The organism is Plantibacter sp. CFBP 8804 (assembly GCF_014841225.1).
Lineage (GTDB): Bacteria > Actinomycetota > Actinomycetes > Actinomycetales > Microbacteriaceae > Plantibacter > Plantibacter auratus.
Window position 1 is genome coordinate 92,416 of the sequence record NZ_JACYTU010000004.1, and the last position, 19,121, is coordinate 111,536.

Sequence of the window (19,121 nt, forward strand, 5' to 3'; positions counted from 1 at the left end):
TCAGGCTCCTGCCGGTGTCGTGGAGGCGGCCGCCGGGCGGACGGTGCGCTGTTCGATGTCCTTCACCCGCGGCGTCGCCGTGACGAGGCGCTGGACGAAGATGCCGGGGGTGACGACGGTGTTCGGATCGAGGTAGCCGTCCTCGACGACCTCCTCGGCCTCGGCGATCGTCAGCCGGCCGGCGGTCGCGACGATCGGGTTGAAGTTCCGGGCGGTGTGCCGGAAGACGAGGTTGCCCTCGCGGTCGGCGCGGAACGCGTGCACGAGGGCCACGTCCGCGACGATGCCGCGCTCAAGGACGTAGGTCTCCCCGTCGAACACCTCCGTCGGCTTGCCCTCCGCGACCGGGGTGCCGACACCGGTTTTCGTGTAGAACCCGGCGATCCCGGCACCGCCCGCGCGAAGCCGCTCGGCGAGCGTGCCCTGCGGCGTGAACTCGACCTCGAGCTCGCCGTCGAGGAACTGCTTGGCGAAGAGCTTGTTCTCGCCCACGTACGACGCGACGACCTTCCGCACCTGTCGGTTCTCGAGGAGGATGCCGAGGCCCTTGCCGTCGACGCCCATGTTGTTGGAGACGATCGTGAGGTCGGTGGCACCCGTGTCCCGCAGGGCCTCGATGAGGTCGGTCGGGTTGCCGCTCAGGCCGAATCCGCCGACCGCGATGGTCGCTCCGTCCCGGACGACCTCGTGCAACGCCTCGGCGGCGCTCGACCAGTGTTTCGTCATGTCACTCCCTTGTGGATGGCGGACCGGCCTGCCCACATGGTGGTTCCGGCCGTTCGTCTCTCCAGTAGTCAGTCACAGCGGTCCTGCGGTGTCAAAGGTGGCATCGGGCCCGAGCCCGGATTCACTCATGACGTGGTCCCGGCCACGGCGTAGGCTCACCATGTGGACAAGCTGATGGTGAGATGTGGCTGAGGGGATGCGCGGCGCCCAGGTCGTCTCGCGCGTGAGCCGGATCCTCAAGATCGTGTCGGAGCATCCCGGTGGCGCGTCGTCTTCGGCGGTTGCTGCGGCCGCCGGGCTCACCCGGCCGACGGCGCACCGCCTGCTCGCCTCGCTCGCCGCCGAGGGTTTCCTCGACCACGACACCCGGGCGGCCCGATGGCACCTCGGTCCAGAGTTGTTCCTCCTCGGATCGCTCGCGGCGGAGCGGTACGACGTCGCCGAGCTCGCGCAGGAGAGCGTGCGGATCCTCGCGCACGAGAGCGGCGAGAGCGCGTTCCTGTCGGTGCGCCGTGGCTTCGAGACCGTCTGTCTCCTGCGTGAGGAGGGGAGTTTTCCGGTGCGGTCGTTCGTCCTGACCGAGGGTGTCCGCTTCCCGCTGGGGGTCGCGTCGGCGGGGCTGGCGATCCTCGCGTTCTCGAGCGACGAGGAGATCGACGACTACCTGGGCCGCGCCGACCTCGCCGAGCGGTGGGGCGAGGCCCACGCCGCCGACCGTGTGCGCGAGCGGATCCGCGAGACGCGCGAGCGCGGGTACGCGGTGAACCCGGCGCTCATCCTCGAGGGCAGCTGGGGGATGGGTGCAGCGGTCTTCGATGCGGCGGGGAAGCCCGCCTGGGCGCTCAGTCTCACCGGGATCGAATCCCGGTTCCGGCCTGAGCGCCAGGCGTTCCTCGGTGGCCTGCTGCTGGAGCAGGCGCACGAGCTGTCGAAGCGACTCCGCTGAGCCGGGCGGTCGGTTCCTGAGCTGCGCTGCACTTCGACAAGCTCAGTGACCGGGTGGCCGCTCAGTGACCGACGGTGCGGTCCCTGAGCCTGTCGAAGGGCGGCGGCACGCCGCCGGCGAGCCGTAACCCGACGCTGCTCCAGCGGTATCGCTGACCTCCCAAGGTGGCGCGATGAGGCGTGGAGGGACTCTCGACCGTCTTTCGACCCACGCGCTGGGTCTCGCGCTATGGCGGTGAGTCAGTCATATCTGCGAACCCGGAAAGCCTGAAATATTAACTAGACATGCAAAATATCTGTTCGCTAGGGTCGACCTACGCTCAACTCCTCAAGCCGAATCGACCAGTAGAAGCCATTCAGGTGTCGACAGTCGGATCGGCTGCGGACAAGATCGCGGGGCGTTACCGTCGGTGGCGCTCGACTCAAAGGGTTAGAGGGGAAACACATAATGAGGATCAAAAAGGCACTCACCGTCACGCTACTGTCTGCGGCACTGTTGGCCGGAGGCGCAGGTGTCGCGCACGCGGAAACCGTGTATTACAAAGGGTCTGCGATCAGCTGGGATCACGGTCGCTCTTGGGGGGTAACGAGTTACTCGAGTGTGCAGTCGGGCGCATACGAGCACAGCGCCACCGCAAATACGACCTTCTCAGGTTGGAAAGCCCCGGGAGTGCTTGCGAGCGCTGAACAGTGGGTCGGGACGGGCTCGGCGACGGCCTACTGGAACGCCCGAGGATAGGTTCTTCGTTCACATATTCGGCCTCTCGTGAGGTCTCCGTCGTCTGGGGCGACCTCACGAGAGTGTCCGGAGAACCGCCGGTCGGCGAAAGAGAGACGGCAACACACATGGCCCTCTGGTCGAAAGTGACGAGCGTCGTGCTCGTGATCGTCATCGGAGCAATGATGAGTGTGCTCTACGTGATCGGTCAAGGGAGCCTGCTTCGTCGAGAGATCGATGAGTATCCTCGCGGTTCCACAGAGATCTCCCTCTATGACGTTTCCGAGGCGCAGACGACTCGCGTACTGGACATTCTCGGTGAGTTCGCTACCGCCGACGAGGCAGCCATCGTGAGAGTGGATCAAGAGTTGTCCGATGCTGACGGCTCATTGACCGGGATGCGCGTCGGGGTCATGACCGGAGACAATGCTCCCGCATCGCTCACGTTGGATTTCCTCGGGACGACGCTGGTCGACATCGACCAGATCGCCGATCTCGCCAGGGCCGATCCCGCTGCATCGATCGGCCTCGACGCCAATGCGGCAGATGTCATCCACCCTGTTCCGGAGTTGTTGTTCGCGCCGCGGTTCTCCGTGGTGCAACTCGCGCGGCTCGTGGAAACGTCGGGTACGGTCAACGGTGCTTACCGGGTTTCGGGGGCCGACGAGGAGCAGTTGGCAGAGTTGCTCAGTTCGCTCGAATCGGCGACGGGGCTCTCGTCGGACCGGATGCTCGCACCGCTCCGCGGTCATGTGACGGACAGCGGGATGAGCGCCCGCCTGCTTCAAGGATTCGTGATAGCCACGGCTCTCCTGCTGTTGCTCGTTCTCCTCTTCGAGGCAGTGCGTGCGTTCCGCGTGCTCGGCGTGCATCTCCTCCTGGGAAGATCGCGCTTGGGTTTCGCCGTCGTGCTGTTGAGGCCCGTCGTCGTCGCGATCGTTGCGACCATCGCGCTGTCGATGATCGCCGTACCACTGATGGCGCCGGGATACAGCGTGAACCCGACGATGCTCGCCGCTGCATGGAGTGCCGCAGTGGCCGGAGTGCTCCTACCAGTCGGGTGTGTGGCGATCGCGGCCCTCGCGCTCGTCGCGGTCAAACCGGTCGACGCGATCGCCGGACGCTTCTCGCGGCGAATTCTGCTCGGCGTGCTCGCCGGTATTCACGCGATGGCGATGGCCGGATTCACCACGACGTTCATCTTTCTCGACGGTCCGATGAAGGAAGCCGGAACGCTCGCAGGGGTCAGCGAATCATGGGCGGCGGTGGCCGATCAGGAAATCCTGTACCAGACGAAGGCGGGTGAGGATGAGGCGAGTTTCGCCGGACAGTCAGGCCAGTATCAGCGCGACTTCTACGACTGGTACACCTCGATCGCCGACGCGCGCGGCGTGGGCCTCGTCAACAGCCAGTATGTCGACCGGAGTGTGCTGGACGTGTGGTCGGGAGTGTACCAATCCGTTCCAGAGCGGCCGTTCTGGTATGTGGTGGCCTCGCCGAACGCCCTCGCGTCACAGGGCTTCGCGGTGGACGCCGGTCTCGTCGAGCGTGCCGAGGCCGGCGAACGTGTCTTCCTGATTCCGGATTCCTGGACGGGATCGGCGCAAGCCGCAGTCCGCGGGTGGCTCGGTGAGCACAGTGACGTCGCCTACGAACCGGCGATCCGCACGGCCTTCTTCGACGACCGGATCGTCACCTTCCAGAACTACCACCCCGCCGAAGCGCTGTTCCCGTGGAGCACGAATCCGGCTGGGTGGAATGGGGTCACCGACGCGGTCATCCTCGTGACGACCCCGGAGAACATGATCCCGTTCGAAAGCGAAAGCCTCGCCGCGGTCGGGTTGGACAACAGTTACGTCAAGCTCAGCCGGGGCGCATCGAAGAGCTATGCGAATCAGTCATACCTCTCGAGATTCGACCTGGACGACAACGGGGTCGAATACCTCCCGGTCGGCGATTTCGTCGCGGGCCTCACGAAGTCCATCCAGTCGGTGGTGCAACTCTTCGGCGTGATGATTCTCTTCCTTGGCCTGTTCTGCTTGTTGCTGCTCACTGCGCTGATGAGGCTGTATTCGACCACGTATCGGGAATCGATGGCCGTCAAGAGGATGCTCGGGTATTCATCCAGCAGCATCTTCGCGCCCGCCTTCGTCCTCGTCGGCGTGGTCTGTGCCTCGGCAGTGACAGCCGCGGCGCTGTCCTCTTCGCGGAGCGCGATCCTGGGGATCGCCGTCATGTCCGCGGCACAACTCATCCTGTTCGTGTTCCTTGCGCGAACCCTCTCGCGGCTGCAACTGACCATCATGCTCAAGGACTAGGACGGACCCACAGTGACACCACTGCTCATGATCGACCAGCTGACCAAGCAGTACGGTTCACGCCGCGTCCTCGACGGCGTGGACTTGGAGGTCCACCGTGGCGAATCGGTCGCCATCGTGGGGCCGTCAGGTTCCGGCAAGTCGACGTTGTTGAACATCGCAGGGCTCCTCGACGAGTGCAGCGGCGGCGAAGTGCGGTTCCGCGGCGCACCGCTTCCACGGATCAACAGCCGGGCGGCGTCGCATCTGCGCCGCGACCACATCAACTACCTCTTCCAGTCGTTCGCGCTGATCGGTGCTTCGACGGCCTTCGAGAACGTCCTGATCGGTCTTCATGCTGTAAGACTCGGCCGACGAGCGAAGGAGCAGCAGATCATGGAAATACTCACCCGACTCGGTCTTCGGCAGGTCGCGCACGACCGGGTCATGACGCTGTCCGGGGGAGAGCGTCAGCGCGTCGCGCTCGCTCGTTGCCTCGTGAAGCCGGGAGAGCTCATCCTCGCGGACGAACCGACGGGAGCCCTCGATGACGCCCTGGCGGATGTCGCAGTCGCTGAAATGCTGTCGCTACAGCAGGACTACGGCAAGACACTGCTGGTGGTCACTCACGATCGGCGGGTCGCCGACCGATGCGACCGGGTCTTCGACCTCGGCCTGTCTGCAGAACGCGATGGAGCCCCATCGCTCTCGGCCTCGTCGGCCGACCCGGTGACCAGGTCCTGAGCTGCGCTGCACTTCGACAAGCTCAGTGACCGGGTGGGGCCACTCGGCGTCCGGGCAGCTGTGGTCCGGTCCGTGAGCTGCGCTGCACTTCGACAAGCTCAGTGACCGGGTGGCCGCTCAGTGACCGGCGGTCCGGTCCCTGAGCCTGTCGAAGGGCGGTGGGAGCGTTACTCCGAGACGGCGGACAGCTCCTCGAACTCGTCGTCGGTGAGCTCGATCGTCGCACCCTGCAGGTTGTCCTCGAGGTGCTCGATGCTCGACGTCCCCGGGATCGGGAGCATGACGGGCGAGCGCTTGAGCAGCCAGGCCAGCGCGAGCTGCGACGGGGTCGCGTCGTGTCGCTCGGCGAGCTGCGTGAGTGGGCCGTCCTCCTTGCTGAGGGCGCCGGTCGCCAGCGGGAACCACGGGATGAAGGCGACGCCGTGCTCGGTCGACCAGTCGAGGAGGTCCTCCGAGGAGCGGTCGGTGAGGTTGTAGAGGTTCTGCACCGACGCGATCGGAGCGATCTTCTGGGCCGCCTCGACCTCGGCGACGCTGACCTGGCTGAGGCCGATGTGCCGGATCTTGCCCTCGTCCTGCAGCTTGCGCAGTTCGCCGATCTGGTCCTCGAACGCCACGGTCGGGTCGATCCGGTGCAACTGCAGGAGGTCGATGCGCTCGACGGCGAGACGGCGGAGACCGAGCTCGACCTGCTGGCGGAGGTAGGCGGGCACGCCGGTGGGCGTCCACTCGCCGGGACCCTGTCGCGTCTGGCCGACCTTCGTCGCGATAACGATGTCGTCGTAGGGGTGCAGCGCTTCGCGGAGGAGGGTGTCGGTGACATCGGGGCCGTAGGCGTCGGCGCTGTCGAAGAAGTTCACGCCGAGCTCGGCGGCGCGCTTGATCAGGCGGATGGCGCCGTCGCGGTCGTCGGGCTCGCCCCAGACGCCCTCGCCGGTCAGCTGCATCGTGCCGTAACCGAGTCGGTTGACGGTGAGGTCGCCGCCGAGGGCGAAGGTGCCGGCGGCGGCGGCTGGACGGGTGGTGGTGTCGGTCATGCGGGTGCTCCTTCGAAGGAATGCGGAAATTCCAGCCAAGCACCGGCGGCTGGGAGGCGCACCCCCCTTGCATTCGGTCCCTGAGCCTGTCGAAGGGACCGGCCGGTGTTACTCAGGGACCGGCGGGTGTTACTCAGGGACCGCCCTTCGACAAGCTCAGGGACCGGGGATGGGTCAGGCTGCAGCGTCCTCGAGGGCGGCACGGAAGGCGACGATCGCCGGGCGGGTGACGCCGGCCTCGCGCGCGGAGGTGAAGATGGTGCGTCGCGGGAGGTCGGGCAGGTCGACGAGGCGACAGCTGGCCGGCTCGCCCGCCCACTGGAGGTCGGGGATGAGGGCGACCGCGTTGCCGGACTCGATCAACCGGATCTGCGCCTGGAGGTCGGCGGTCTGGTAGCGGACGTCGGGCTCGAACCCCGCACGGCGGCACAACTGCTCGGCGAAGTGTCGCGACGCCGCTCCGTGCGGCTCCATCACCCAGGGGAGGTCGGCCGCGTCCTCGATGCGCAGGACCGGGTGGATCTCGTTCGCGACCGGCGGGCACGCGAGTCGGATCGGGTCGGTGGCGAGCTGACGGCGGTCGAGTCCGGGGTGCCTCGGGGCGGCGTGGGCGGGGTACTGCTCCGCGACGACGACGTCGAAGTCGCGCGCCCAGGTCTCGGCCAGCGCCGTCTCCGGTTCGTGCTGCACCATCTCGACGCGGACGTCCGGGTGGTCGCGGCGCATGGCGCTGAGGGCCGCCGGCATGAGCGCGAGCGCCGCCGACTGGAAGACCGCGACGCGGATGGTGCCCGACACGGTCGTGAGGGAGGCCCCGAGGTCGGCCTCGGCGCGCTCGAGCGTGTCGAGGAGGGCGTCCGTGTGCCCCACGAGGATCTCGGCCTGCGGGGTGAGCTGCACCCGTCGACCGACCTTCCGCAGGAGCTCGACGCCGGTCTCCTGCTCGAGGACTGAGAGCTGCTGCGACACGGAGGAGGGGCTGAAGTTGAGGGCTGCGGCGACCTCGGCGATCGTCCCGCGGATCTTGAGTTCGCGCAGCAGGCGGAGCCGTCGGACGTCCAGCACGGTGCCCTCCAAAACCATCGGCTCAACCGATGGATATCGTTCGAAAACCTTCGCTGTATCTTATTGGTCCCGACGCCGATACTGGCACCATGACCGACACTCTTGCATCGACGCAGCAGCTCGACCGCGACGCCCTCGCCACCGAGGCCATCGCCCTCGTCCGCCGCTGGCTCCAGACGGCCTCGACGATCCCCGCCGACGCCTCCGCGCAGCAGCTCGCCGGTGTGTTGAAGGACCCGACCGGCCTCGAGTTCACGGTCGGCTTCGTCGACGGCGTCGTGCGTCCGGAGGACCTCCGCGTCGCGGCCCGCACCCTGCAGACGATCGCTCCGAAGGTGCCCGCGTTCCTCCCCTGGTACCTGAAGGCGGCCGTCCGCTGCGGCGGTGCGTTCGCCCCGATCCTGCCCGGCGTCGTCATCCCGATCTCCCGCAAGGTGCTCCGCAACATGGTCGGTCACCTCGTCGTCGACGCCACCGACAAGAAGCTCGGTCCCGCGATCGCGAAGATCAAGACGCCCGGCACCCGGCTCAACGTCAACCTGCTCGGCGAGGCCGTCCTCGGTACAGGTGAGGCGGCACGTCGTCTCGAGGGCACCCACAAGCTGCTCGCGCGCCCCGACGTCGACTACGTGTCGATCAAGGTGTCGTCGACCGTCAGCCCCCACTCGGTCTGGGCGTTCGACGAAGCCGTCGAGCACGTCGTCACGAGCCTCACCCCGCTGTTCGAGCGTGCCGCCAAAGCCACGCCTGCGAAGTTCATCAACCTCGACATGGAGGAGTACAAGGACCTCGACCTCACCATCGCGGTCTTCACCAAGCTCCTCGACCTCCCGCAGTTCCACGACCTCGAGGCCGGCATCGTCCTGCAGGCCTACCTGCCCGACGCCCTCTCCGCGATGATCCGTCTCCAGGAGTGGTCGGCCGGTCGCCGTGCCGCGGGCGGTGCCGGCATCAAGGTGCGCATCGTCAAGGGCGCCAACCTCCCCATGGAGCAGGTCGAGTCGTCGCTCCACGACTGGCCACTCGCCACCTGGTCCACCAAACAGGACTCCGACACCAACTACAAGCGCGTCGTCGAGTACGCCCTGCACCCCGACCGCATCGACAACGTGCGCATCGGCGTCGCCGGCCACAACCTCTTCGACATCGCCTTCGCCTGGCTGCTCGCCAAGCAGCGGGGCGTCGAACGCGGCGTCGAGTTCGAGATGCTGCTCGGCATGGCGCAGGGCCAGGCCGAGGCTGTGAAGCGCGACGTCGGCGAGCTCCTGCTCTACACGCCGGTCGTGCACCCGCAGGAGTTCGACGTCGCCATCGCCTACCTCATCCGCCGCCTGGAGGAGGGAGCGAGCCAGGACAACTTCATGTCCGCCGTGTTCGAGTTGAGCGAGAACGAGACCCTCTTCGCCCGTGAGCAGCAGCGGTTCCTCGCGTCGCTCGCGGAGCTGGACACCACCGTCCCCGCGCCGAACCGGCAGCAGGACCGCACGAAGCCGGCCGAGGCCTCCCCGGTCGACGCGTTCGAGAACACCCCCGACACCGACCCCTCGCTCCCCGCGAACCGGGTCTGGGGACGCGACATCCTCACCCGCGTCACCGAGTCGCGGCTCGGGAACGACACCGTCGCCGCGTCCATCCTCGACAGCGTCGAAGCCCTCGACGCCGTCATCGACGGAGCGACTGCAGCAGGCGCCTCGTGGGGCTCGCTCTCCGGCGCCGAGCGTGCGGTCATCCTGCACCGCGCCGGCGACGTCCTCGAGCAGCGTCGCGCCGACCTCATGGAGGTCATGGCGTCCGAGACCGGCAAGACCCTCGACCAGTCCGACCCCGAGGTGTCCGAGGCGATCGACTTCGCCCACTACTACGCCGAGCGCGCCCGCGAGCTCGACCACGTGGACGGCGCGACCTTCACCCCCGCGAAGCTCACCGTCGTCACGCCGCCGTGGAACTTCCCCGTCGCCATCCCCGCCGGCTCGACCCTCGCGGCGCTCGCCGCCGGGTCGCCCGTCATCATCAAGCCCGCCCGTCAGGCTCGCCGCAGCGGCGCGGTCATGATCGAGGCGCTCTGGGAGGCTGGTGTGCCGCGCGAGGTGCTCCGCTTCGCGCAGCTGGCCGACAACTCGCTCGGTGAGCGCCTGATCGCCCACCCGGCGGTGGAGCGCGTCATCCTCACCGGTGGCTACGAGACGGCGGAGCTGTTCCGCTCCTTCCGCCCTGAGCTGCCGCTCCTCGCCGAGACGTCCGGCAAGAACGCGATCATCGTCACGCCGAGCGCCGACCTCGACCTCGCGGTGAAGGACGTCGTCGCGTCGGCCTTCGGTCACGCCGGTCAGAAGTGCTCGGCCGCGTCGCTCGTGATCCTCGTCGGGTCGGTCGCGTCCTCGCGCCGCTTCCGTCACCAGCTCGTCGACGCCGTCACGTCGCTCAAGGTCGGCTACCCGGTCGACCCGACCACGCAGATGGGTCCGATCATCGAGCCGGCGAAGGGCAAGCTGCTCGGCGGCCTGACGACGCTCGGCTCCGGTGAGTCGTGGCTGGTCGAGCCGAAGCAGCTTGACGACAGCGGCAAGCTGTGGAGCCCCGGCGTGCGTGCCGGCGTCGCCCGCGGCTCCGAGTACCACCTCACCGAGTACTTCGGCCCGATCCTCGGGATCATGACGGCCGAGACCCTCGAGGAGGCCATCGCCATCCAGAACGAGATCGACTACGGACTCACCGCCGGGCTGCACTCCCTGAACCCGGCCGAGCTGCGTCTCTGGCTCGACGGCATCCAGGCCGGCAACCTGTACGTGAACCGCGGCATCACCGGCGCGATCGTGCAGCGTCAGCCGTTCGGCGGTTGGAAGAAGTCCGCGGTCGGCGCGGGCACGAAGGCCGGTGGCCCGAACTACCTCATCGGCCTCGGCTCGTGGTCGAGCGCCGAGAGCACGGCTGAGCGCACCGTCGGTCGGTCGGCGGAGCGCCGTGGCCCGAAACCCGCTGTCGCCTCGTTGCTGCGTGCCGCTGACGCGGTGCTCACCGCCGACGAGTTCGCGTTCCTGCGCCGGTCGGTCGCGAGCGACGCAGCTGCGTGGGCGGACGAGTTCGGGGTCGCGAAGGACGTCTCGAAGCTGACCGCCGAGCGCAACGTGTTCCGGTACGTGCCGCGTGAGGTCCACGTGCGTCTCGTGGACGGCGGTTCGGTCGCGGAACTCCTCCGCGTCGTCGCCGCCGGTGCGACCGCGGGCGCGACCGTGCACGTGTCGTCCGCCGTCGCGCTGCCGCCGAAGCTCGTCCCCGCCGTCGAGGCCATCGCCGGTGGGATCACCGTCGAGAGCGAGGACCGCTGGTACGTCACCGCCGCCTCGCTCGTTGGGACGAAGACCGGTGCGCGCGTCCGGATCATCGGTGGGACGACCGAGGGTGTCGCCCATGCGACCTCCGGCAGCCCCGACGTCGCGATCTACGCGGGCGACGTCACCGAGGCCGGCCGCATCGAGCTGCTGCCGTTCCTCCAGGAGCAGGCGGTCTCGATCACGGCGCACCGCTTCGGCACGCCGAACCACCTCTCGGACGACCTCATCTGACCCGACCCCGCTCGGTTCGCAACGCAGGAACGCCCCGGCGTGTCATCCCGACACGCCGGGGCGTTCTGCATGCCGCGCCGACATCCTCCTGAGTTGTGAACCTGTCTCAGGAGAACTCCGGCGGGTCGGGAGGGTGCGGGGGCGACGCGCCGGAGCTGTCCTGAGTTAGGTATGCGTGCGGAGACGAGGGTGGGCTAGCGGAGGGTGCCGTGGACGGCGAACTCGTCGATGCGCGCGAGTTCGGCGTCGTCGAAGTCCAGGCGGTGGATCGCTGCGTAGTTGCCCTCGAGCTGCTCGACCGAGCTGGCACCGATGATCGCCGACGTGACCGTGTCGCGACGCAGCACCCACGAGAGCGCCAGCTGCGCGAGCGTCTGGCCGCGTTCCTCCGCAATGGACTGGAGGCCGCGGGCTCGCTCGAGGTAGGTGCCCGTGATTGAGTTCTCGTTGAGGAAGTGGCTCGTCGCCGCACGCGAGTCCGACGGGACCGTTCCGCCGAGGTAGCGGTCGGTCAGCATTCCCTGCGCGAGGGGGCTGAACACGACGGCACCGAGACCGAGGTCGTCGAGGGTGTCGAGCAGGCCGTCCTCGACCTCGCGGGAGAACATCGAGTAGCGCGGCTGGTGGACGAGCAGCGGGACGCCGTGCTCACGAAGCGCGGCCGCCGCGGCGATGGTCTGCTCTGGGGAGTAGTTCGAGATGCCCGCGTACAGCGCCTTGCCCTGCTTGACCGCCGTCGCGAGCGCACCCATCGTCTCCTCGATCGGGGTCTCCGGGTCGGGGCGGTGCGAGTAGAAGACGTCGACGTACTCGACGCCGATGCGCGCGAGGCTCTGGTCGAGCGAGGACAGCATGGTCTTGCGTGAGCCCCACTCGCCGTAGGGCCCCTGCCACATGTAATAGCCGGCCTTCGAGGTGATGATGATCTCGTCACGGTGGGCGGCGAGGTCCTCGGCGAAGATGCGGCCGAAGGCGGTCTCGGCGGAACCCGCGGGCGGGCCGTAGTTGTTGGCGAGGTCGAAGTGGGTGATCCCGAGGTCGAAGGCGCGGCGCACGATGGCCCGCTGGACCTCGATGCTGCGGCCTTCGCCGAAGTTGTGCCAGAGACCGAGGGACAGCGCGGGGAGGCGCAGTCCGCTGCGGCCGACGCGGCGGTAGGTCATGTCGTCGTAACGGGTTTCGGCTGCTTCGTAGGGCATGGTCTGCGCTTTCATCATCGAATCGTCGTGGTGCCGGAGGCAAGCGTACCGTGATCGTTCACGGCCGAGCCGATGCGGCGTCGAGTAGCGTGAGCACGTGTCGTCCACCACGCTTCCGCCCACTGAAGAGCCCGCTCCGCACCCGCGCTCCGGGTGTGGCGTCGCGATCGTCCGCGACGGTCGGATCCTCCTACTCGAGCGCCTCCGCGAGCCCGAGGCCGGATCCTGGGGCATCCCCGGCGGGAAGGTCGACTGGATGGAACGCCTCGAGGAAGCCGTCCGTCGCGAGGCACTGGAGGAGACCGGGCTCGAGCTCGGATCGATCGAGCTGTTGTGCGTCGTCGACCATTTCGAGCAGGCGCTGCACCAGCACTGGATCTCGCCGGTGTACCTCGCGGAGGACACCGTCGGCGAGCCTGAACTCCGAGAGCCGGAGAAGCACGGCGGTCTCCGGTGGTTCCCGCTCGACGCATTGCCGGAACGGGTGACCGTGTCCACGGCGGCGGCGGTCGAGGCGATCGCGCGGTCTCGCGGATCCAGACGCCCGGACGACGCCGACTCGTAGACTCGGGCGCGTGACCGATCACCCGTCGTCCGACGCCCGCAACGACTTCGTCACCTTCGACGCGCTCCGGGCGGAGGCCGTCGAGCAGCCGGTCCGACGTGGAGCGGGCGCGTGGGGGTTCTTCGGCACGGTCGCGATCGTGATCGGCGCCCTGTTGATCCCGGTCGCCCTCGTCAGCACCTGGGCGGACACGATGCTCCGCGACACCGACACGTTCGTCGACACCCTCGCCCCGCTGGCCACGGACCCCGCCGTTCAAGCCTTCGTGGGTGACCAGGCGCTCGCCGCGCTGGAGAGTCAGGTCGACCTCGATGCGGCGGCTGCAGTGCCGGCCGACCTTGCGGCGACCCTCTCGCTCCCGCCGGCGATCTCGGAAGTGCTCGGCGCGATCGGCGGCGACACCGCGGATGCACTGCGCGAGGTCCTGCGCAGGAACGTCGCCGAGTTCGCGGCCTCGCCCGCGTTCACGACCGCCTGGACCGAGGCCCTCCGCGTCACGCATGAGCAGCTCGTCGCGGGCGTCTCCGGTTCCCAGGGTGCCGTCATCGACGTCTCGGCCGAGCAGGGCCTGGGCGTGCAGTTGGGACCGATCGTCTCCGCGACCCGCACCTGGCTGGTCGACGCCGGGTTCGGCTTCGCGGCCGCCATCCCGGACGTCGACCGCGTGGTCGACGTCGTCCCGGCGTCGCAGGTCGCGCCCGTGCTCGGCGGCATCCGGGTAATCGAGACGGCGGCGGGTGGGTCGCCCTGGCTCGCGATCGGGCTCCTCGCACTCGGGGTGATCCTGCTCTGGCTGGGGCGCCGCAACCCGAGCCGGACGGTCGCCGGAGCTGCGATCGGCGTCCTGCTCGCGGCGGGCCTGACGCTCATCCTGCTCGGCGCTGCCCGACTCGCCCTCGTGTTCGCGGTGTCGGTCGCGATCCCCGGCGGCGTCGGGGATGCGGCGGCGTCGCTGCTGCTGGGCCCGCCCACCGAGGCCGCCTGGTCCGTACTCTGGGTGTCGCTCGCCGTGGCCGTACTCGCCTTCGTCAGCGCCGCGTTGCGGCTCCCGGAGCGCATCGCGGCGGGCGTCCGGGCGGCGCGGCGTCCGTTGTCGGGGACGAACGCCTAAGCGCTGGCGGCCGATCCGTCGGCAGGGATGACCCGGCTCGTCCGCGGTGCTGCGAGTCTCCGATGCCCTGGCACCTCCACGAGCGTGTGGAGCAGCCAGGACGCGGCGAGGATCGTGCCGAACCAGACCGGGATGATCGGGGCCCGGAGGAGGAGGGGCATGCCGTCGACGGCGCTCGGCGTGATCACTTTCGCCAGCAGGATGAGCACGAAGACGTGCACGAGGTACGTGGAGAACGAGAGCTGCCCCAGGAAGCGCGCTGGGCGACTGCGCAGCACCGCCGTGGAGCGCGGACTCGCGACCGCCAGGCCTCCGACGACGATCCCCGCGAAGGTGATCGCTGCCCAGGCTCGTGGTGCTCCGGGTTCGAGTGCGATCGCCGCCATTACCAGACCGACGGCACCTCCCGCAGCGACCCACGCCGCTCGTCGGGTGGCCGGGAGGGCCGCCGTCCACTCCGCCACACAGATGCCGAGCGTGAAACAGCACAGCACCCGGACAGCTGGGGGTGCCATGCCGTTCATGGCCGACGGCGCGACAGCGGCTGCGATCGTCGTCGCGCAGACGAGTCCGATTGCGAGGGCGATCACCGGGACCGGGCCGCGCATCCGGCCGCGGAAGGCGAAGGCGATCACCGGGAACAGGATGAACGCGAGGAACTGGGCCGACAGCGACCAGGCGGGCGGGTTCCACCAGAGTGCGTCGCCGAACCATGCGCGGGTGAGGGTGAGCTCGGCGAGGAGGCCGATGGGCGGGAACGCTCCGTCGTCCGTTGCGACACCGACGATGGCCCCGCCGACGCAGAGCAGCACGAAGGCGGAGAGCACGGCCACGTGTGCCGGGTATATCCGCGCGATGCGGTTCCGGAGGTAGCGACCGTAGGCGGGCCAGGTCCAGCGCCGATCCAGGTAGGCCCGTGCGATCGTGCACCCGCTCAAGACGAAGAAGACGTCCACGGCGAGTCCGGTGTGGGCCATCGGCGCGAGCCACGAGAGCTCGGGCAGCACGGAGAACAGCCAGTCTGCGGAGTGCGAGAACACCACCCACCAGGCGGCGATGGCGCGGGCACCGGCGAAGGCGGTGTGGTCGACGCGGGGTGCCGGTCGGCAGCCCGGCCAGGTCGCGCGGTTCGCGGGTGACGGCATGGTGCTCCTGAATGGTCGGGCGGCGGTGAACGCGCCAGACACTCATCGTAAGATGCTTTTGTGCCTCATGTTTCTGTACTGTGTGAGCTGTGGACAAGACATCACGACGCGAGAGATCAGGCTGGTGGCGGAGCGGCGCGGCCGAGCCTCAGCCGACACCGGAGCCAGAGCCGACCGCCGATGACCCGGGTCCGGAGGAACCGGGTCCTGACGAACCGGCTCCGTCACCCGATACCGGAGAAGAGCCGTCGACTCCGGACGCGGTACCGGACGCCGCCACCGTCGCGCCCGCCGAACACGTGCTCGGCGGCCCGGGGATCGACACGACCGGTGCGGTGGTGAGCACGGCGGCCGTCAAGGCATGGTTTGCGGCGCTCCCGGACGGAGCGACCGCCGTGGTCAGAGGTGGGGACGTCGTCGCCCTCGACGGGACGCTCAGGCTCGATCGGCGGGTCGACATCCGGGGAGGGGGCGAACTGCGCTTCGTGGGCGGGCTTTCCTCCGCCTCCGCGCTCAAGCTCATCGCCGACGGAAGCTCGGTACGGGATGTCCGAGTCACGTACTCCGGCCCCATCGACGGCGGTGCCGCGGAGCGCAACGTCGGGATCGACATCCACGCAGACGACGTCGTGGTCGACGGCGTCACGCTCGACGGGTTCCAGAACGGCATCGTCGTCCGCCCGTTCGGCGAGTACCAGGGCGCCGTCGTCACGAACTGCCACGTGCTCAACATCCGGGGTGCCGGTGGTGGGTCGGGCTCCGCCTCGACGGCCGGAGAGGACCGGGGCGACGGCATCACCGTCTGGGGTGCTCGGGCGACCGTCATCGGCAACGTGGTCTCCGCGGCTGCGGGTACCGACGCGCGGATCGGGATCCATGCCGAGTCGCTCGGCGACTACGCGGTCGATCCGGGGCCCTGGCTCGACTCGATGATCACGATCAGCGGAAACGTCGTCTCAGGACCATTCCGTCGTGGTATCGCGCTCGAAGGGGTGAGTCACACCTCGGTCTCCGCGAACACCGTCTCCGATGCGACGTGGTGGGGCATCTCCATGAGCGACACCCGGTCGACGTCCGTGGTCGGCAACGCCGTCCGCTGGACGAGGACCGAGAACCAGACGCCGGGGTCGGCATGGAACCCTCCCCGCTGTCCGATCATGGTGTACCGGGGTGCGCAGAGCCCGATCATCTCGGCGAACGTCGTCGAGATCCTCGGCGCTGCACCGGCCGCGATCCGGCTCCACGCGGCTCCGCTCCCGACCGGCCCCTCGACGCTCGTCGGCGCTGTGGATGCGATCATCGCCGACAACGTCATCCGCCTCACCGCCGGCACCTGCCCGACGGGGATCTCGCTCGACCGAGCTGTCCGCCCGATGGTGTCCGGGAACCAGATCGCCGTGAGCGTCGCGACCGGCTCGGTCGGCGGGGTGATCTCGTACCTCGCCGAGGACGCGGTGATCTCAGACAACTCCATCACCGGGTCGGCGACCTCCAACGGGTACGGGATCCTCCACCAGGGCGCGGGCTCGATCGTGGTGACGGGGAACCGCATCGACCGCATCCGCGTCGCGGTCGCCGTGAGCAACTGCACCGGTGGCGCGACGATCATCGGCAACACGGGACGCGAATGCGAGTACGGCCTCGACACCTTCGGCACGACCGGGCATTCGGTGGTGCAGGGCAACCGTTGGGAGACGAGCAACACGGCGCACGCGAACGCGCAGCCGAACACGAGCTACCTCTCCACGCGCCACATGGGGCTCGCGCGTCCGTACGGCGGTCGCTCCGGCGACATCCTCGTGGGGAACGGGCGACTGTGGGTGAACGATCAGGGCACCTGGCGGTCGACCACCCTCAGCTGAACCGACGGGCGGGCGCTCGGGAATCGAGCGCCCGCCCGTCGTGGCGTCGGTGTCGGATCAGCTGCGCGGTGCGCGCGCCGTGTCGGACCCGCTGGCGACGGCTGCCTCGTCGATCGCCGACTGCTCCTCGCCACCGCGGAACTGCGTGCGGTAGAGCTCGGCGTACGCGCCGTCGACCTCGAGGAGCTGCGCGTGCGAGCCCTGCTCCACGATCCGGCCGTTCTCCATCACGAGGATCGTGTCCGCGTCGCGGATGGTCGACAAGCGGTGGGCGATGACGAACGAGGTGCGGTCGGACCGAAGCGCCGCCATCGCGTGCTGCACCAGCAGCTCGGTCCGCGTGTCGACGGAGGACGTCGCCTCGTCGAGGATGAGGAGCTTCGGCTTCGCGATGAACGCGCGGGCGATCGTGATGAGCTGGCGCTCACCGGCCGAGACGCTGCCGCCGTCCGCGTCGAGGACGGTGTCGTACCCGTCGGGCAGCTGCCGCACGAAGCGGTCGACCATCGTCGCCTCAGCGGCCTCGATGACCTCCGCATCGCTCGCGTCGAGTCGGCCGTATCGGATGTTCTCGCGGATCGTCCCCTCGAACAACCAGGCGTCCTGCAGCACCATCCCGACCTGCGACCGCAGCTCGGCACGCGTCAGCGCCGTGACGTCGACCCCGTCGAGGAGGATGCGTCCGCCGGTGAGCTCGTAGAACCGCATGACGAGATTCACGAGGGTCGTCTTCCCCGCCCCGGTCGGGCCGACGATCGCGACGGTCTGACCCGGCTGCGCGGAGAAGGAGAGGTCCTCGATGAGTGGCTTCTCGGGGTCGTAGCTGAAGGAGACGCCGTCGAACTCGACGTGGCCGTCGGTGTGCTCGGGCAGGTGCGCCGTCGCCGTCTCCGGGTCCTGCTCCTCGGCGTCGAGCAGCTCGAAGGTGCGCTCGGCGGACGCGACGCCCGACTGCAACTGGTTGGCCATGCCCGCGATCTGGCCGAGCGGCTGCGAGAACTCGCGGGAGTACTGGATGAACGCCGTCGCGTCGCCGAGGGTCATCTGCCCGGAGGCGACCCGGAGGCCGCCCACGACGGCGATGAGCACGTAGGACAGATAGGAGACGAAGGTCATCGCCGGCATGATCATGCCGGACACGAACTGCGCGCCGAACGCCGCCGTGTAGAGCTTCTCGTTCCGCTCGTCGAACTCGGCGAGCATCTCCTTGTCGCGACCGAAGACCCGCACCAGCTCGAGGCCCGAGAACGACTCCTCGATGTGCCCGTTGAGCGAGCCGGTGTTCTTCCACTGCGCGGTGAAGAGCTTCTGCGAGCGGGAGCCGATGACCCCGGCGATCAGCGCGGACAGCGGCAACGCGATCAGCGCGATGAGTGCGAGCTGCCACGACACGATGAACATCATCGCCGTGATGCCGAGCACCGTGAGGGCGGACTGCACGAGTTGTGAGAACGCCTGCTGGAGGGCGGTCTGGATGTTGTCGACGTCGTTCGTGACCCGGGACATGAGGTCGCCGCGCTGGCGGGTGTCGAAGTAGCTGAGCGGGAGGCGGTTGAGCTTCCGTTCGATGTCCTGGCGCAGGTTGTAGACCACGCGCATGACGAGTCCGTTGAGGATGTACCCCTGCGCCCAGTTGAGGATCGACGCGACGATGTACATGCCGAGCACGATGATGATCAGGCGGCCGAGCAGGGTGAAGTCGATGCCCTGGCCGGGCGTGATGTCGGACTTCACGAGCATGTCGGCGTACTGGTCGTTGCCGGAGGCCCGTGCTTCGTCGACGATCCGGTCGAGCGGGACGCCCGCCGGGAGTTGCGAGCCGATGACGCCGTTGAAGATCGCGTCCATCGCGAGCCCGAGGATCTTCGGGGCGATGACCGTGAGGACGACGGAGAGCACGACGAGCCCGACGACGAGGCTCATCTTCACCTTCTCGGGTGCGAGCAGACCGACGAGCCGCTTGGCGGACGGCCAGAACTGCTCGGCCTTCTTCGAGGGCGTGCCGCCGAACATGTCGCCGTCGGACTCTCCCGGGGTGAACTCCGGCTCGAGGACGTCTGCCTCGATCGCGTTCAGCTCGGGAGCCTGGGCGGTGTCCTTCGAGGTGCGCGAGGGACGCTTGTCACGTGGTGAACGGGCCATGG

At 68.5% G+C, this 19,121-nt stretch carries 13 protein-coding genes; 7 read left to right on the forward strand and 6 right to left on the reverse strand.

The genetic code is table 11. From position 1 onward, the window contains the following. Window positions 1–726 (reverse strand): CoA transferase subunit A, encoded by a 726-nt coding sequence (locus IFU11_RS10440; protein ID WP_137242855.1) that lies wholly within the window; start codon window positions 724–726, stop codon window positions 1–3. A gap of 196 nt (window positions 727–922) precedes the next feature. Here IFU11_RS10440 and IFU11_RS10445 point away from each other — a divergent pair, with 196 nt between their 5' ends. The 3 genes from IFU11_RS10445 (at window position 923) to IFU11_RS10455 (ending at window position 5,430) form a co-directional block, all read left to right on the forward strand. Beyond that, window positions 923–1,672 (forward strand): IclR family transcriptional regulator, encoded by a 750-nt coding sequence (locus IFU11_RS10445; RefSeq protein ID WP_086472571.1) that lies wholly within the window; start codon window positions 923–925, stop codon window positions 1,670–1,672. Between the two features lie 845 nt (window positions 1,673–2,517). Next, window positions 2,518–4,707 carry a hypothetical protein gene (locus IFU11_RS10450; RefSeq protein WP_137242853.1) on the forward strand — a complete coding sequence of 730 codons (2,190 nt, stop codon included), beginning with the start codon at window positions 2,518–2,520 and terminating at the stop codon, window positions 4,705–4,707. Window positions 4,708–4,734: 27 nt separating this feature from the next. Further along, window positions 4,735–5,430, forward strand: coding sequence for an ABC transporter ATP-binding protein (locus tag IFU11_RS10455; RefSeq protein WP_192018909.1), 696 nt, complete (start codon window positions 4,735–4,737; stop codon window positions 5,428–5,430). A gap of 167 nt (window positions 5,431–5,597) precedes the next feature. Here IFU11_RS10455 and IFU11_RS10460 read toward each other — a convergent pair whose 3' ends face one another. Next, a complete protein-coding gene (locus IFU11_RS10460) occupies window positions 5,598–6,467 on the reverse strand; it encodes an aldo/keto reductase (protein ID WP_191939992.1) in 870 nt (289 codons plus the stop codon). Between the two features lie 174 nt (window positions 6,468–6,641). After that, window positions 6,642–7,532: a LysR family transcriptional regulator gene (locus tag IFU11_RS10465; RefSeq protein WP_079003772.1), complete on the reverse strand. Its 891-nt coding sequence runs from the start codon at window positions 7,530–7,532 to the stop codon at window positions 6,642–6,644. A gap of 89 nt (window positions 7,533–7,621) precedes the next feature. Between IFU11_RS10465 and IFU11_RS10470 the strand changes: the two genes are divergently transcribed. Further along, window positions 7,622–11,095 (forward strand): bifunctional proline dehydrogenase/L-glutamate gamma-semialdehyde dehydrogenase, encoded by a 3,474-nt coding sequence (locus tag IFU11_RS10470; protein WP_192018911.1) that lies wholly within the window; start codon window positions 7,622–7,624, stop codon window positions 11,093–11,095. 194 nt (window positions 11,096–11,289) lie between these two features. Here the strand turns inward: IFU11_RS10470 and IFU11_RS10475 are convergent, their stop codons facing one another. After that, window positions 11,290–12,294: an aldo/keto reductase gene (locus tag IFU11_RS10475; protein WP_192018998.1), complete on the reverse strand. Its 1,005-nt coding sequence runs from the start codon at window positions 12,292–12,294 to the stop codon at window positions 11,290–11,292. A gap of 97 nt (window positions 12,295–12,391) precedes the next feature. On the opposite strand from IFU11_RS10475, the gene IFU11_RS10480 reads away from it, so the two are divergent. Together IFU11_RS10480 and IFU11_RS10485 are read left to right on the forward strand one after the other, a co-directional pair. After that, window positions 12,392–12,859: an NUDIX hydrolase gene (locus IFU11_RS10480; protein WP_192018912.1), complete on the forward strand. Its 468-nt coding sequence runs from the start codon at window positions 12,392–12,394 to the stop codon at window positions 12,857–12,859. A 10-nt stretch (window positions 12,860–12,869) separates the two neighbouring features. After that, window positions 12,870–13,970: a hypothetical protein gene (locus IFU11_RS10485; RefSeq protein ID WP_192018913.1), complete on the forward strand. Its 1,101-nt coding sequence runs from the start codon at window positions 12,870–12,872 to the stop codon at window positions 13,968–13,970. On the opposite strand, the gene IFU11_RS10490 is transcribed toward IFU11_RS10485, so the two are convergent. After that, window positions 13,967–15,115: an acyltransferase family protein gene (locus IFU11_RS10490; protein WP_192018914.1), complete on the reverse strand. Its 1,149-nt coding sequence runs from the start codon at window positions 15,113–15,115 to the stop codon at window positions 13,967–13,969. The genes IFU11_RS10485 and IFU11_RS10490 overlap by 4 nt on opposite strands. An 89-nt stretch (window positions 15,116–15,204) precedes the next feature. On the opposite strand from IFU11_RS10490, the gene IFU11_RS10495 reads away from it, so the two are divergent. After that, window positions 15,205–16,977 carry a NosD domain-containing protein gene (locus IFU11_RS10495; RefSeq protein ID WP_192018915.1) on the forward strand — a complete coding sequence of 591 codons (1,773 nt, stop codon included), beginning with the start codon at window positions 15,205–15,207 and terminating at the stop codon, window positions 16,975–16,977. Window positions 16,978–17,034: 57 nt separating this feature from the next. Here the strand turns inward: IFU11_RS10495 and IFU11_RS10500 are convergent, their stop codons facing one another. After that, a complete protein-coding gene (locus IFU11_RS10500; protein ID WP_192018916.1) occupies window positions 17,035–19,119 on the reverse strand; it encodes an ABC transporter ATP-binding protein in 2,085 nt (694 codons plus the stop codon). Window positions 19,120–19,121 lie beyond the last annotated feature (2 nt).